We start from the raw sequence: 14644 nt of genomic DNA, 5'->3' as shown, positions 1-14644 counted from the left end.
CATGATCGCAATGTACGATTCCGGCCTGGGCGGGCTGTCGGTGTGGCGCGCGGTGCGCGCCGCCCTGCCCGACTGGCCGATCACTTATCTGGCTGACCAGGCCTATTGCCCGTATGGCCCGCGCAGCCGCGACGAAATCATCGCCCGGGCGCTGAAGGTGGGGCATTACCTGGTCAGCCAGGGAGCGACCATCCTGGTGGTGGCCTGCAACACCGCCACCACCGCCGCCATCGCCGCTTTGCGCGCCGAGCTGTCGCTGCCCATCGTCGGCATCGAGCCGGCGATCAAGCCCGCCGCCGCGATGAGCCGCACCGGCCGCATCGCGGTGCTGGCCACCGAGTACACGCTGGCCAGCGCGCGCGTGAAAACGCTGCTCGACGACCACGCCGACGGCGTGGACGTGCTGCGACGCGCCGGCCACGGCTGGGTGGAGCAGGTGGAGGCCGGAGAACTGTCCAGCGAACGCACTCGCGCGCTGGTGCGCAGCGTGGTGGAGCCGCTGATGGGCGAAAACATCGACCACATCGCGCTGGGCTGCACCCACTACCCGTTTCTCGAGCCGCTGATCCGCGAAGTCACCGGCGACCGCATCCAGCTGTACGACCCGGCCGAGGCCATCGCCCGCCGCGTCGGCGACCTGCTGCGCCAGCACGGCTGCGACAGCCAGGGCGACCGCTACTACCGCTTCATCACCACCTCGGCCGACTCCGGCGAGATGGCGCTGCGGCTGCCGCAGCTGATCGGCCGCCCTTACCCGGTGGAGTCGCAGCCGCTGGATTGAGCGCTTCTCCCCCCGCCGCCCCGACGCTAGAATGGCGCGGCAACCCTTTGCCTCAGGTTTCATCATGAAAACAAGATTGCTGTTACTGCTGCTGTCGGCGCTGAGCCTCCCGGCGCTGGCCGCGCCCTCCTGTCGCGACGTCGCCGCCAAGGTCAATCTGCAGGCCTCCCGCCAGCTGGACGTGGCCGAGCTGGGCGACATGCTGCAAAGCCTCAACCGCGATGGCCGGCTGCCGGACAAGTTCGTCACCAAGCGCCAGGCCCAGGCCGCCGGCTGGAAGCCGGGCCGCAGCCTGTGGAGCGCGCCCGGCCTGCAGGGCAAGTCCATGGGCGGCGACCGCTTCGGCAATTACGAAAAACGTCTGCCCGCCGGCCAGTGGCAAGAAGCCGACCTGGGCTACACCGGCGGCAAGCGCGGAGCCAAGCGCCTGCTGTTCAGCCGCCAGGGCCAGCGCTTCGTCACCGTGGATCACTACAACAGCTTCATCGAGGTCGCGCCATGCAAGTAAAAGTATGCGAGCTGCGCCACATCCGCAGCCTGGAGCAGTTCTACGACGAGCTGGAGCGCCAGCTGTCGCTGCCCGCCCATTTCGGCCGCAACCTGGACGCGCTGTACGACAGCCTGGCCAACGACGTGGCCGGTCCGTTCGAGTTGCTTTGGCGCGACACCGAGGAAGCGCGCCGCGGGATGGGCGCCGACGTTTACGCCACCGTGCTGGAAATTCTGCAAACCGTCGCCGAAGAGCGCGGCGACGTCACCCTCGACATCCACCACTGATCCCCGCCCGCCGCGTTGTCGTCGCGCTACACGAACGGCATCAACGCGGCAGCCCTTTCCATGCGATGCGCTTCTTTAGCGCATCATGGAATTCTTAAGTCTTTAAGATCATTGCGAAATATTCGAATTCGAACAGCAATTGTCGAAATCCCGTCAAGACAACCTCGTACTAACACTCTATAATCGCTAACCTTCAGCCGGCTGCTCCTGTCGGACAACAACAGGTACAAGTCCCTGAAAACGGGCTAAAAACAACAAAGTAGCCCGGCCGCTACATGGCGAAACATGCCGGACACACGGCACGCACACATGACTCCCTCCATTAAGCCGCATGTCATGTCATGAAAATGCGACGCTCGTTTGAAAACGTCTCAAGAACAGGCAGGAACAACTGAATGAAGTCTAAAAAACTCACGGCCTTGATTCTGGTCGGGATGCTGCTGGGCATCCTCGTAGGCTACCTCTTCCGCCAACACGCCGGCGATGATGCCGCCGCGATCAAATCCTTCGTCGACGGCATGTCCATCCTCACCGACATCTTCCTGCGGCTGATCAAGATGATCATCGCCCCGCTGGTGATCTCCACGCTGGTGGTAGGCATCGCCAAGATGGGCGACGCCAAATCGGTGGGCCGCATCGGCGGCAAGACCATGGGCTGGTTCATCTGCGCCTCGCTGGCGTCGCTGACCCTTGGCCTGATCATGGTCAACATCCTGAAGCCGGGCGTGGCGCTGAACCTGCCGCTGCCCGACATGCACGCCGACTCCGGCATCAAGGCCGGCGCCATTTCGCTGAAGGACTTCGTCACCCACGCCATTCCCAAGAGCGTGTTCGAAGCGATGGCCAACAACGAAATTCTGCAGATCGTGATCTTCTCGGTGTTCTTCGGCAGTGCGATGGCGGCTCTGGGCGAGCGCTCCAAGGCGCTGATCGACGTGATCGATGTCATCGCCCACGTGATGCTGAAGGTCACCAGCTACGTGATGAACTTCGCCCCGCTGGCGGTGTTCGGCGCCATCGCCGCCACCGTGGCCAAGGAAGGCCTGTCCATTCTCGGCACCTACGGCAAGTTCATGGCCCAGTTCTATCTGTCCATCGGCATCCTGTGGCTGTTGCTGATCGCCGTCGGCGTGCTGATCGTCGGCCCGCGCCTGTTGCACCTGATGGGCATGATCAAGGAGCCGCTGCTGCTGTCGTTCACCACCGCCAGCTCGGAAGCCGCCTATCCGAAAACCTTGGAACAACTGGAACGCTTCGGCGTGTCCAACAAGATCGCCAGCTTCGTGCTGCCGATGGGCTATTCGTTCAACCTGGACGGCTCGATGATGTACTGCACCTTCGCGGTGATCTTCATCGCCCAGGCTTACGGCATCGACCTGACGCTGGCCCAGGAAATCTCCATGCTGCTGATCCTGATGCTGACTTCCAAGGGCATGGCCGGCGTGCCGCGCGCATCGCTGGTGGTGATCGCCGCCACCCTGGCGCAGTTCAACATCCCGGAAGCCGGCCTGCTGCTGCTACTCGGCATCGACCACTTCCTGGACATGGGACGCTCCGCCACCAACGTGGTGGGCAATTCCGTCGCCACCGCCGTGGTCGCCAAGTGGGAAGGCGAACTGAAGCGCCACTGAGCAGCTTCCTCCCCCACGCCAACGCCACCCTCGCGGTGGCGTTTTTCATGGGCGGAGAACTGCAAGAAACTATTGACAGTACGGGCCCGCACGGACATAATGCGTTCCTCGACTGACACCGGAGAGGTGGCAGAGTGGTCGAATGTACCTGACTCGAAATCAGGCGTACGTGCGAGCGTACCGAGGGTTCGAATCCCTCCCTCTCCGCCAGTAGAACGCAATCAAGCCCTTGAGCAATCAAGGGCTTTTTTGTTGCCTTCGACAAATACATGGCCACCCGCTCCGGATTGCAGCCGTCCGAATGCTCGCATCCCGCCCCAAATCGCCGCCCGCACGCCCCCCCCCCCAAACTCAGCGCAACAAAAAAGGCGCGAATACGCGCCTTTTGGCCAATCTACGACAACATCACGCCAGCGCGACGCCCTTTCTTCGGGTGCGGCCCGAATGCAGGTAATCGGCGATATAGTCTTGCGACACCTCCCCGCAGTAACGTTCGGACTCGTCCACCACCGGCATCCAGGTGAGGTTGTGCTCGTACAACCGGGACAGCACGATGCGCAGGTTCTCGCCGACGCCGGCCGTGACTTCGATCCGATTGAGCTTGTCGCGGCAGCGGCCGTCGCCGGATTTGGCGTCGCGGCGCTTGACGAAGCCCAGCGGCTCGCCGGCCTCGCCCACCACGGTCAGGTGCAGCAGATCGGCGTCGTCCATCATGCCGTAGGCGGCGGACAGCGGCGTGTCCAGCCGGGCGGTCAGCGTCTCCCGCTGTTCGGCCACCTCGCCTGCCTTCACCAGCAGCAGCCGCTTCAGCGTGCGGTCGTGCCCGACGAAGCTGGCGACGAAGTCGTCGGCCGGATGCGCCAGCACCTCGTCCGATCCGGCGCACTGCACCATCCGCCCCTGGCGGAACACCGCGATGCGGTCGCCCAGCTTGATCGCCTCGTCGATATCGTGGCTGACCAGCATCACCGTCTTGCCGAGCTGGCGCTGCATCTGCAGGAACTCGTTCTGGATCTGCTCGCGGTTGATCGGGTCCACCGCGCCGAACGGCTCGTCCATCAGCAATACCGGCGCGTCGGCCGCCAGCGCGCGGATCACGCCGATGCGCTGCTGCTGGCCGCCGGACATCTCTCTCGGGTAACGCTGCAGGAAACGGTCCGGATCCAGCGCCACCATATGCATCAGCTCGCGGGCGCGCTCGCGGCAGCGCTTCTTGTCCCAGCCCAGCATGCGAGGCACCACCGTGATGTTTTCCTCGATGGTCATATTGGGGAACAGGCCGATCTGCTGGATCACGTAACCGATGTGCCGGCGCAGCGTCACGGTATCGATGCCCGCGGTGTCCTCGCCGCCTATCAGCACCTTGCCGGAGGTGGGTTCGATCAGGCGGTTGATCATTTTCATGGTGGTGGTCTTGCCGCAGCCGGACGGGCCTAACAGCACGCAGATCTCGCCCTCGGCCACCTTCAGGCTGACGTTGTCCACGGCCTTGAATGCCTGGCCGTTCTTTTGAGTGAATTGCTTGCAGAGATTTTGCAGTTCTATCATCAGCGGATTCCTTTCGGTGTCAACGCGCGCTGGGCGCGCAGCAGCAGCCAGTCCATGGCCACGGCGAGCAGGCTTACGGCGAGGGCGCCGGCGATCAGCTTGCGGATGTCGCTCTGGCTGATGCCGTGCAGGATCAGCGTGCCCAGGCCGCCGGCCCCGACGATGGCGGCGATCGCCATCACGCCGATGTTCAGCACCACCGCAGTGCGGATGCCGCCGAAGATCACCGGCACCGCCAGCGGCAGCTCCACCCAGCGCAGACGCTGCCAGAAGGTGAGGCCGATGCCGCGGCCGGCCTCGCGCACGCCCGGCTCCAGCTGCGTCAGCGCCGCATGGGCGTTGCGCACGATGGGCAGCAGCGAGTAAAGAAAAGCGGCGGAGATGGCCGGCACCGCGCCGATGCCGTGGCCGATCAGCGAAAACAGCGGGATCATCAGGCCGAACAGCGCGATCGCCGGAATGGTCAACAACACGGTGGCCAGGCTCAGCACCACGTCGGCGATGGCGGGAAAGCGCACGATCAGCACGCCCAGCGGCACGCCCAACAGCACGGCGAGACTGACGGCGATGCCGACCAGCGTCAGATGCTGCCCGGCCAAAACGCCGATATAAGACAGATTGGCCAGCATGTAGCGGCCGGTTTCCAGCAGGGTTTCCATCACGCGCCCTCCTTCGCCAGCCCGCGGCTGCGCAGAAACTCGGCCGCCACCTCTCGGACCGGGCGATGCCGGATATCCACCTCCGCGTTCATCGTCGACATCGCATCGTTGTCCAGCAAGGCGGACAGACGGTTCAGCTCGTCGGCGAGGCCGGGATTGCGGTCCAGAACCTCCTTGCGCACGACCGGCGTCGCCGCATAGGCCGGGAAGAAATTCAGGTCATCCTGCAACACCAGCAATTCGAAACCCTTGATCCGGCCATCGGTGGTGTAGACCAGGCCGGCATCGACAAAGCCGTCGCGAATGGCGTTGTACACCAAGCCGGAATCCATCTGCCGGATCTGCGGCCGGCTCAACTCCATGCCATACAGCTGCTGCAGCGGCTTGAGGCCGTCCGGGCGTCCAGCGAATTCCATGTCGAAACCCAGCTGCCCGCGCTTGTCGCCGCCATTGCTCCGGTTCACGGCCCGCGCCAGCTCCGACAGCGTGCGCACGCCCTCCGCCTCGGCCCGATCGCGCCTCATCGCCAGCGCGTAGGTGTTGTTGAGCGCTGAAGGATTCAGCCAGATCAGGCCCTTGGGCTCGTCCAGGCGCTTGACCATGGCGTAGGCCTCCTCATTGCTCAATTTCTGCTGGATGCCATGGTGGATGATCAGCCCGGTGCCGGTGTAATCCCAGGCCAGATCGATCTGTCCATGCTCCATCGCATTGCGCAGGATCACGGTGGCGAGGTCCGGCTTCTGCGCCACCTCATAGCCCTTGCCGCTCAGATACTGCGCGGTCAACTCGGACAGCAGGTGCTGTTCGGTGAAATTCTTGCTGCCCAGGGTCAGGCCGGCGGCCGCGGCCGCCGCGGGCAACAGCGCCATCGCCGCTCCCGCCAGACAGGCAGAGGCCAGCCAGCGTCGAAAACACGCAATCATTTTCATAGGTAATCCTTCCTGCGGGCCCGCTCAGGCGACGCCGCGCGCGGCGGCCAGGCGGCCGATCAGCGCCACTGACTGGTCCAGCGCCAACGCCATCAGCGCGGTGCCGCCGGCGCCCAGCAGCAAAGCCGTGTGGTTGTTGAGATAGATGCCGGGGAAGATCAGCTCGCCGTAGCTGCTGGCGCCGATCAGGAAGGCCAGCGGCGCGGTGCCGACGTTCAGCGCCAGCGCGATCCGCACGCCGGAGAGAATCACCGGCAAGGCATTGGGCAGTTCCACGCGCAACAGCCGCTGCCGCGGCGTCATCCCCAGCGCGTCGGCCGCCTCCAGCAAGGCCGGCGGCAGGCCGGCCAGACCGGCATAGACATTGCGCACGATGGGCAGCAGGGATGCCAGGAACAAGGCGGCGATGGCCGGCGCGTCGCCGATGCCCACCACCACCATGGCCAGCGCCAGCACCGCCATCGGCGGCAGGGTGTTGCCGATATTGAAGATTTGCATCCAAGATTCGGCGCTGCCCCGCAGCCGCGGCCGGCTCAGCAGGATGCCGCTGGGCAAGCCCACAGCCAGCGCCAGCGCCATCGACGCGCCGACCAGATACAGATGCCGCCCGCCCAGATAGAGCAGGTCTTCGCGGTATTCAGCCCACACGGCCGGGCCAAGGCCGTAATACAGTCCCGCCGCCGCCAAGGCGGCCAGGATCAGCCAGATCATGCTGCGCTTGCCAAACGCTCTTTTGTGCATCTGCGTCCTCCTTGGCGGATAGCGACGACAAAACCGCCGGCGATCCGCTGTAATGATCGCGACAACCAGAGAGCTGCCAGTAGATTTTCAAGACATCCGGCCAAGCCGGATACGAGGTGCGTGAAACGCGGGAACGGGACGAGCCCGAAGAATTGAGTGGCGCGTTGCGCGCCGATGAACTTCACAAGCACTATAACATCGCGCAAAACAACATGCAAACAATCTAATATTCAAAAACACCATAATAATCTTGATATTGCAGAAAAAACAGCATGATAAACATTACATTTGATCCAAACGTGCTGAAAAATATCCCGCCATAAAGAGCCGTTTCTTCTCAGCAGAACTGGCCACCCAAGCTGATGGAAATCCGTCAGATCCCTTGAAATACAAAAGAAATCCGCCTTCGCCATCAAAGGCTGAGCGGCAAATCCCATCCGCCCTCCCCAGCCTTCCGCTCAAGCCGCGCAGAATATCCATTGTCATTAAAAATAAAATTTCAGAGTTTCCGTTTTCCATTTTATTTCCCAGAATGGACCAGACGCTCCCAGGCCTGGCCCAGACGCGGCCCGCCCCTAGCCCGGTACGCCTCGACGAAGGACGCGGCCAGCGCCTTCCGGCCCGCAAACCATGAGGAAATGACAGAAGGAATATGCAACCCAAAGACAAACCTTTCGTCCTGAAGCCTTGACCGGCGGACTGAAACCGCATCCGTATTTCTACTAGAAATCATCCACTTGTCTTGATTAAAGGCCAAACGCCATCCAATTCGAGCCTACGCTCATGCCAAAAGGCAATGCGATGAACTAACTTGAATGGATGAGACGCCCCCCCGCATCGAGAGAGGGGGCCGAAATGGAGTCCGTGATGACAGAATCACAGTCAAAAAGACTGTTTGGTTTCGACAGGCGGATCGCATTGCTTGGTCTGCTGTTGTGGGGCTTGCTGGCCGCGGCCGTCACCTGGATCGCCGGCGAGCACGAGCGCGAGCGCGCGCTGACCTCGATGCACAACCGTTTGGCCTCGCTGGTTCAACTACGGCTGGAAATACTGAGCCAGAGTCTGGAGCGCTACAGCCAAAGCGTACGTTTTCTAGCCGACACGCCGCCGGTAGCGGGCCTGGCCCGCGCCAGCCTGAACAACGACTTCGACGCCAAGGAGCAAAGCTCCGGCGAGTTATGGAGGCGGCGGTTGGCGGCGATTTTCCGGGCCTATGCCGCCACCGCTCCGGAAACGCTGCAACTGCGGCTGATCGGCACCGCCAATAACGGCCTGGAACTGGTGCATGTGATCAATGGCCGCGGCGGCCCGGTAGCGCTGCCGCCATCAGCACTAGAGCATAAAACCGGTTCCGATTACTACAAGCAGGCCATCCTCTTATCTCAAGGAGAGGTTCACCTGTCCGACATCCGGCTCAGCCGGGACCGCAGTCAAGCGGAAAAAGAATCGCCGCTACCAGTGCTGAGACTGGCTACGCCTATCTATGCCGCCAACGGAAAACTATTCGCCGTGCTGTCCATAAATCTTGATGCCCGCCATCTGATGTCCTATTTGCGGGTGGGCAGCGGCGAACGAAACGTGCGCGTCTACATCTCCAATCAGGATGGCGACTTCCTCGACCATCCCGACCCGAATAAAACTTTCAGCAAAGAGCGCGGCAAACGCTGGCGCTGGCAGGACGAGTTCCAGCCGCTTTCTCCTCTGGACGGCCATGCCGGCCTGCAGCATCTGCAATCGGCCGGAGGAGCCGTCTTTGCGGTGACCCGCCAGCTGGCGCTGGCACCGCAGAAACACGATGGACGCCATCTGGTCATCACCGAAGCCCTCCCCGAGTCCATCATCGACGGCGCCGTGGCCATCGCCCGCCGCGACACGCTGCTGGCGATGTGCCTGGGCGGCCTGCTGGTCGCGGCCCTTGCCTGGGTGTACCAGCGCCAACGCAACCTCTTGCACAAGCAGATCCGCGACATGAATGCCTCGCTGGAAAGCGAGGTCCTGCAGCGCACGCAGGAGGTCCAGCAATATGCGGCGCGGCAACGCGCCATTCTCAACGACTCCAGCTACGCCATCATCGCCACCGACCAATACGGCCTGATCACCTTGTTCAATCCGGCGGCGGAAGCGCTGCTGGGCGAAAATGCCGTCGAGGTCGTCGGCCGCCACCGCATCACCGACTGGCTGGACGCATCGGAGCTGGAGCGGCATGCGCGGCAACAGGCCGAAGAAAACCAGCCCCCGCAGACAGACGCCTTTGAAACGCTGGTCTCGCGCTCCCGCGGCGGCAAGTCCAGTCAACAGGAGTGGACAGTCACCGCCAGCGACGGCCGCCGCATCCCGACATCGATCGCGATAACCGAGCTGCGCGACGACGACGGCGCCCTGCAGGGCTTTCTCGGCATGGCGGCCGACATATCCGCCCAGTTGCAATATCAGCGCGACTTGCTGAGCGCCCGCGATCAACTGGCCAAAGCGGCGGAAGTCGCCGAACTCGGCATCTGGACCTGGTGGCTGGCCGACAATGCGCTGGCGCTGAACACGCGGATGTTCGACATGTACCAATTCCCGCCGGAATTGCATCAGGAAGGCCTGACCTACAGGCACTGGCGCGACCGCCTCCACCCCGATGACGTGGATGCCGTGGAACGCGAGCTGATGGACGCGGTGGCCGGCCGCGGCACTTATGCGCCGATATTCCGCATCGTGCTGCCGGACGGGAAAATCCGCCACATCCAGGCCGGCGCGTTGGTCGAGTTCGACGACGACAATCGGCCGTATCGCGTCACCGGCATCAATCGCGACATCACCATCCAGCACAATGTCGAAACCACGCTGCGCGAGGCCAAGGAAACCGCCGAAGCCGGCAGCCGGGCCAAAGCCAACTTCCTGTCCAATATGAGCCACGAAATCCGCACGCCGATGAATGCCGTGCTCGGCCTCGCTTATCTGCTGGAGAAACACGGCCTGCCGGCCGAGGCGCTGGATCTGGTGCACAAGATCCGCGTTGCCGGCCGCTCGCTGCAGGCCATCATCAACGACATTCTCGACTTCTCCAAGATCGAGGCCGGCAATCTGGAAATCGAACGGGCGCCGTTCCGTCTCGCCGATGTGCTGGACAACCTTTCCACCATCATGAGCACCAATGTCGGCAACCGCGATGTCGAACTGATTATCGCGCCGCCGCCGTCTGACATCGACTATCTGCGCGGCGACGCGCTCAGGCTGGAGCAAGTGCTGATCAACCTGACCAGCAACGCGATCAAATTCACCGAGCAGGGCCACGTCAAAGTCACCATCCAGCCGCTGGAGGTCCGACCGAAGCAAGTGCGGCTGCGTTTCGCGGTGGAAGATACCGGCATCGGCATCGCCCAATCCAAGCAGCGCGAACTGTTCCGGCCCTTCACCCAGGCCGACGCCTCCACCACCCGCCGCTTCGGCGGCACCGGCCTGGGATTGGCCATCAGCCAGCGGCTGGTGGCGCTGATGGGCGGCGAGATCGGCCTGGACAGCGAGCCTGGCCGCGGCAGCACTTTCTGGTTCACGCTGCGCCTTCCCCGCGAGCAGGGCGTCAGGCTGTCCTCGCCGGAAATGGCCAATCTCAATGTGTTGATCGCCGACGACAACCCCATCGCGCGCGAGACGCTGGGCGTCACCGCCAACGAACTCGGCTGGAAAACGCTCGCCGTCGACTCCGGCCAGCAGGCGGTGGACCAGGTGATCGCCTCGCTGGGCGGGAACCAGGCGGTCGACGTGGTGATCCTGGACTGGAAAATGCCGGGCATGGACGGCCTGGAGGCGGCGCAGGGCATCCGCCTGGCCTGCCGCGGCAAACGCATGCCCATCATCCTGATGGCCACCGCCTACTCTCGCGAGATCCTGCTGGCCGAACCCGCCGCCGACACGGTGACCGAGGTGCTGAACAAGCCGGTAACGCCGTCAGGGTTGTACAACGCCGTCGCCCGCGCGCTGCGGCCGCAGCAGGCCGCGCCGCAGATCCCGCCGCCGGCGCAGCATGCCGGCCGGCTGCATGGGTTGAAGCTGCTGGTGGTGGACGACAGCGACATCAACCGCGAAGTGGCGCAGCGTATTTTCGAGGACGAAGGCGCCGTGGTGTCTTTGGCCAATGACGGACGCGAAGCGCTCGACTGGCTGCTGCTGCACGGCGGCGAGGTGGACATCGTGTTGATGGATGTGCAAATGCCGGTGATGGACGGCTACGAAGCGACGCGGCAAATCCGCGCCACCCCGGCGCTAGCCCACCTGCCGGTGGTGGCGCTGACCGCCGGCGCCTTCCAGGCGCAGCAGGACGCCGCGCGCGAAGCGGGCATGAGCGACTACATCGCCAAACCGTTCGATGTCGAAATCGCCATCGGTCAGCTGCGCCGGCTGGTTGGGCGCCGAACCACCGCGCCGACGGGCGAGCCCTCTGCCAGCCAGGCGACGCTGCAATCGGACCTGCCCGGACTGGCGATTTCGCGCGGGTTGCAGATCTGGCGCGACGCCGACGTATACCGGCAATACCTGCGCAAGTTCGCTCGCGACTACGGCGACAGCGCGTCCACCATGCGCCTGGCCGGCAAGGTTGTCGCGCAGGCGCTGGCCCACAAGCTGAAAGGCGCCGCAGGCAATCTGGCGCTGGACGAGGTGTCGGCGCGCGCCGCCGACGTGGAGAATCGGCTGCTGGCCGGCAGCGACCCCGGCCCGGCGTTGGACGCTTTACGCACCGCGCTGGTACGGGCGCTGGACTCCATTTCGCGCTACGCGCCGGCGACGCAGGCCGGCGAAACCGCAAGCGCAAGCGCCACCGCCGTCGACGCCGAACAGTTGAAGCCATTGCTTCTGCAAGCGCTGCAGGCCTTCAACCGGGACGATCCCGCCGCGGTGGAGCCCGTTCTCGCCCAATTGGCCGCCCTGCTGTCAGATCAGCAGGTCGCGCCGCTGCGCGACGCGGCGGAGAACTTCGATTTCCGCGGCGGAGAAGCCGCCACCCATGCCCTGGCCAAAACGCTGGGCCTTTCCCAGGAACAGTGAAACATGCAGCCCTCCCCTCCCTTGCTCGTTGTCGACGACGAACCGCAAAACCTGGCCGCGATGCGCCAGGTGCTGGCGCCGCAATACCCGCTGGTCTTCGCCCGCAACGGCGCCGAAGCGCTGGCGGCGGCCGCCAAGCACCGGCCCTCGCTGGTGCTGCTAGACATCCAGATGCCGGACATGGACGGCTATGAGGTTTGCCGCCGCCTCAAGAAAGATCCGCAATCCTCCGCCACCCCGGTGATCTTCGTCACCTCGTTGGCGGAAATCGGCAACGAAGCAGCCGGTTTCGACGCCGGCGCGGTGGACTATCTGGTCAAGCCGGTTTCGCCATCCATCGTGCAGGCGCGGGTACGCACCCATCTATCGCTGGTTCAGGCCACACAGCTGGAGAAAAGCCACCGTGACGCGATCTACATGCTGGGCCAGGCCGGCCACTTCAACGATACCGACACCGGCGTCCACATCTGGCGGATGGCGGGCTATTCGGCGATGCTGGCCTCGACCAGCGGCTGGGACGCGCCGTCCTGCCATCTGCTGGAGCTGGCCGCGCCCATGCACGACACCGGCAAGCTGGGCATACCGGACGCCATCCTGCGCAAGCCCGGCCCGCTGACGCCGGAAGAATGGGAAATCATGAAAACCCATACCCGCATCGGCTACGACATCCTGATCCGCAGCGAAGCGCCGGTCTTCAGACTGGCGGCGGAAATCGCACTGTATCATCATGAGAAATGGGACGGCAGCGGCTATCCGGACGGACTGGCCGGAGAGGCCATTCCCGAATCGGCGCGCATCATTTCCCTGGCCGACGTGTTCGACGCGCTGACGATGCGCCGTCCCTACAAGGATGCCTGGCCGATGGAAAAGGCGCTGGCCACGCTGCGCCAGGGCAGCGGCATCCATTTCGAGCCCAGGCTGGTCGAAGTGTTCGACGCGGCGCTGCCCAAGCTATTGGAAATCAAGGAAATATGGGGAGACCTGTCCCAGCAGGCGGAGCACGACGTGCTGATGCTGTTCTGATTACGCGAGGAGCCGGGCGCCCAAGCCGCCTGGCCCTTCGGCCTGCGGCGCTAGACCGCCTCGACGTTGTTGTGCACTTCGCTGTCGCGCAGCACCACCTGCGCCCACACCACCGCATCCAGGTAATACTGGTTGGCCAGGTCCAGGTCGAAGTCCAACACCCTAGCCAGCGCTTCGATCTGCGGGTTGTCGCCCTGCTCGCAGGCCATCGCCAGCGACAGATGCGGCGAGAAGATGCCCTTGCCCTCCACCACCGCCTCCCTCACCGTCAGCGGCAGCTCCAGCGGGTCCAGCACATCGGGAAAGGGCTGGTTGAGCAACACGTCCAGCAACGAGAACATCCCGGTCAGGAATAGATGCTCAGCCTCCAGCTTGTTGCCGCGGTATCCGCCCAGTTTCTCCATGAAGCGGGCGCGGATCAAGGACTTTTCCAGCAGCGCGACAGCGGTGCCGTCCTCTTTGCGCGAAGTGAACAGCAGCATGGACAGCCATTTGAACAAGGTCTCCCGCCCCAGCAACAACAGGGTCTCCTCTATCGTCTGCACCTTGCGCGACAAGCCGTGTATCGGCGAATTGATGAAGCGCAGCAGCTTGAACAACAGCACCGAGTCCAGCTTGAACTGGGCTTCCACTTCCTTGGGATCGGCGCTGGTGCGCAACAGGCGCATGATCTGCAGCACGCGGGTCTGGTTGGTGTCCACCTTGCCGCCCTCCAACGCATGGGCGGTGGTGACGAAGGGGCCGTGGAACAGCGCGAACCGATTATTGCCCGGTCCGCGCAGGCAAACGTCCAGATCCTCGGCGGTGCCGACATTGCGCGCCAGCCACCGGGCGCCGGGATAGCGCTTGGGCAACTGGTCCAGGATGGGCGCCAGCACCCGGGTGGACGGACCGGCGAAATCCAGCACCATGAAGTCGACCCGGCTGAACAGATCGGCCTGCAAACCCGGGCTCAGCATGTTCTGATCGTAGGCCGCGGGCTCCAGCGCGAAGCGCAGGCCGAGCTTCTGCAGCTCGTCCAGCTGGCGCAGCATGTGCTCCGCCACCTCCATGCCCGGCAGCGGCTCCAGCACGAAGATCACGCTGCCCGCCGGCATGCCGCGCAGCTGAGGATCGTCGAGCGAGGTCATCGCGATGTGGACGAAGGCGCGGCGGTAAGCCAGCAGCCGGAAGATGTCCATATTGTGCAGCGTGGCCAGCAGCAGACGGTCGAATTCCTGCTGCTTGCCGGCCTCGATATTGCGCTTTCCCTGGCGGACGAAAAAATCGTAGGCGACGACGCGCTGCTGACGGTCCATCACCGGCTGGTGGGACACGAAGCCCAACGTGGCGGGCAGATCGACCGGCTCCTCCTCCTCCGGCGGCGGCAGGATGATGGTGTCGAGCGGCTCTGGCCCCGCTTCATGATGCGGGGCCTCTTCCTCATGCGCGTTCTTCTTCAGACGTCCGGCCAATCCATCTATCAGATTTTTCAGCATGGTGTCATCCCAGAGTTGAACTGGCCTCGAGCTGCCCGGCCGGTATATG

General features: G+C 63.9%; 12 protein-coding genes and 1 tRNA gene. 7 read left to right on the top strand and 6 right to left on the bottom strand.

All coding sequences use genetic code 11. The features are described from left to right. Position 1 precedes the first annotated feature (1 nt). The 5 genes from murI to LQR33_RS07710 all read left to right on the top strand — a co-directional run bounded on the left by murI (position 2) and on the right by LQR33_RS07710 (position 3399). Positions 2 to 781 (top strand): glutamate racemase, encoded by a 780-nt coding sequence (murI, locus tag LQR33_RS07730; protein ID WP_166438976.1) that lies wholly within the window; start codon positions 2 to 4, stop codon positions 779 to 781. Between the two features lie 64 nt (positions 782 to 845). Beyond that, positions 846 to 1289 (top strand): ribonuclease domain-containing protein, encoded by a 444-nt coding sequence (locus LQR33_RS07725; RefSeq protein ID WP_166438977.1) that lies wholly within the window; start codon positions 846 to 848, stop codon positions 1287 to 1289. Further along, positions 1280 to 1558 (top strand): barstar family protein, encoded by a 279-nt coding sequence (locus tag LQR33_RS07720; RefSeq protein ID WP_166438978.1) that lies wholly within the window; start codon positions 1280 to 1282, stop codon positions 1556 to 1558. The genes LQR33_RS07725 and LQR33_RS07720 overlap by 10 nt, the downstream gene beginning before the upstream one ends. Before the next feature lie 395 nt (positions 1559 to 1953). Beyond that, positions 1954 to 3189 carry a dicarboxylate/amino acid:cation symporter gene (locus LQR33_RS07715; RefSeq protein WP_166438979.1) on the top strand — a complete coding sequence of 412 codons (1236 nt, stop codon included), beginning with the start codon at positions 1954 to 1956 and terminating at the stop codon, positions 3187 to 3189. A 120-nt stretch (positions 3190 to 3309) separates the two neighbouring features. Then, a tRNA-Ser gene (locus tag LQR33_RS07710) sits at positions 3310 to 3399 on the top strand. 195 nt (positions 3400 to 3594) lie between these two features. On the opposite strand, the gene LQR33_RS07705 is transcribed toward LQR33_RS07710, so the two are convergent. From LQR33_RS07705 to LQR33_RS07685, 5 genes are all read right to left on the bottom strand, one after another. Further along, positions 3595 to 4737, bottom strand: a complete 1143-nt coding sequence (locus LQR33_RS07705) for an osmoprotectant ABC transporter ATP-binding protein OsmV (RefSeq protein WP_166438980.1) — start codon at positions 4735 to 4737, stop codon at positions 3595 to 3597. Next, positions 4737 to 5396 carry an ABC transporter permease gene (locus tag LQR33_RS07700; RefSeq protein WP_269212254.1) on the bottom strand — a complete coding sequence of 220 codons (660 nt, stop codon included), beginning with the start codon at positions 5394 to 5396 and terminating at the stop codon, positions 4737 to 4739. The genes LQR33_RS07705 and LQR33_RS07700 overlap by 1 nt, the downstream gene beginning before the upstream one ends. Beyond that, positions 5396 to 6325, bottom strand: coding sequence for a glycine betaine ABC transporter substrate-binding protein (locus LQR33_RS07695; protein WP_221668197.1), 930 nt, complete (start codon positions 6323 to 6325; stop codon positions 5396 to 5398). Before LQR33_RS07695 ends, LQR33_RS07700 begins: the two co-directional genes overlap by 1 nt. Positions 6326 to 6349: 24 nt before the next feature. Beyond that, on the bottom strand, positions 6350 to 7066 hold the full coding sequence (locus tag LQR33_RS07690) for an ABC transporter permease (RefSeq protein ID WP_269326225.1): 717 nt from the start codon (positions 7064 to 7066) through the stop codon (positions 6350 to 6352). Positions 7067 to 7348: 282 nt separating this feature from the next. Then, positions 7349 to 7585 carry a hypothetical protein gene (locus LQR33_RS07685; RefSeq protein WP_231468229.1) on the bottom strand — a complete coding sequence of 79 codons (237 nt, stop codon included), beginning with the start codon at positions 7583 to 7585 and terminating at the stop codon, positions 7349 to 7351. Between the two features lie 348 nt (positions 7586 to 7933). On the opposite strand from LQR33_RS07685, the gene LQR33_RS07680 reads away from it, so the two are divergent. Both LQR33_RS07680 and LQR33_RS07675 read left to right on the top strand, forming a co-directional pair. Next, entirely contained in the window at positions 7934 to 12094 is a 4161-nt protein-coding gene (locus LQR33_RS07680) for a response regulator (protein ID WP_231468227.1), read from the top strand. Between the two features lie 3 nt (positions 12095 to 12097). Then, complete coding sequence (locus LQR33_RS07675) at positions 12098 to 13117, top strand: HD domain-containing phosphohydrolase (RefSeq protein ID WP_221665136.1); 1020 nt, start codon at positions 12098 to 12100, stop codon at positions 13115 to 13117. 50 nt (positions 13118 to 13167) lie between these two features. On the opposite strand, the gene LQR33_RS07670 is transcribed toward LQR33_RS07675, so the two are convergent. After that, positions 13168 to 14595: an EAL and HDOD domain-containing protein gene (locus LQR33_RS07670; RefSeq protein WP_166438985.1), complete on the bottom strand. Its 1428-nt coding sequence runs from the start codon at positions 14593 to 14595 to the stop codon at positions 13168 to 13170. Positions 14596 to 14644 lie beyond the last annotated feature (49 nt).

The sequence above is a fragment of the Chromobacterium piscinae genome, assembly GCF_021129175.1.
In the GTDB taxonomy this organism is placed as follows: domain Bacteria; phylum Pseudomonadota; class Gammaproteobacteria; order Burkholderiales; family Chromobacteriaceae; genus Chromobacterium; species Chromobacterium piscinae.
The sequence above is the reverse complement of the archived record's forward strand: the minus strand, read 5'-3'. Positions and strand labels throughout refer to the sequence as shown.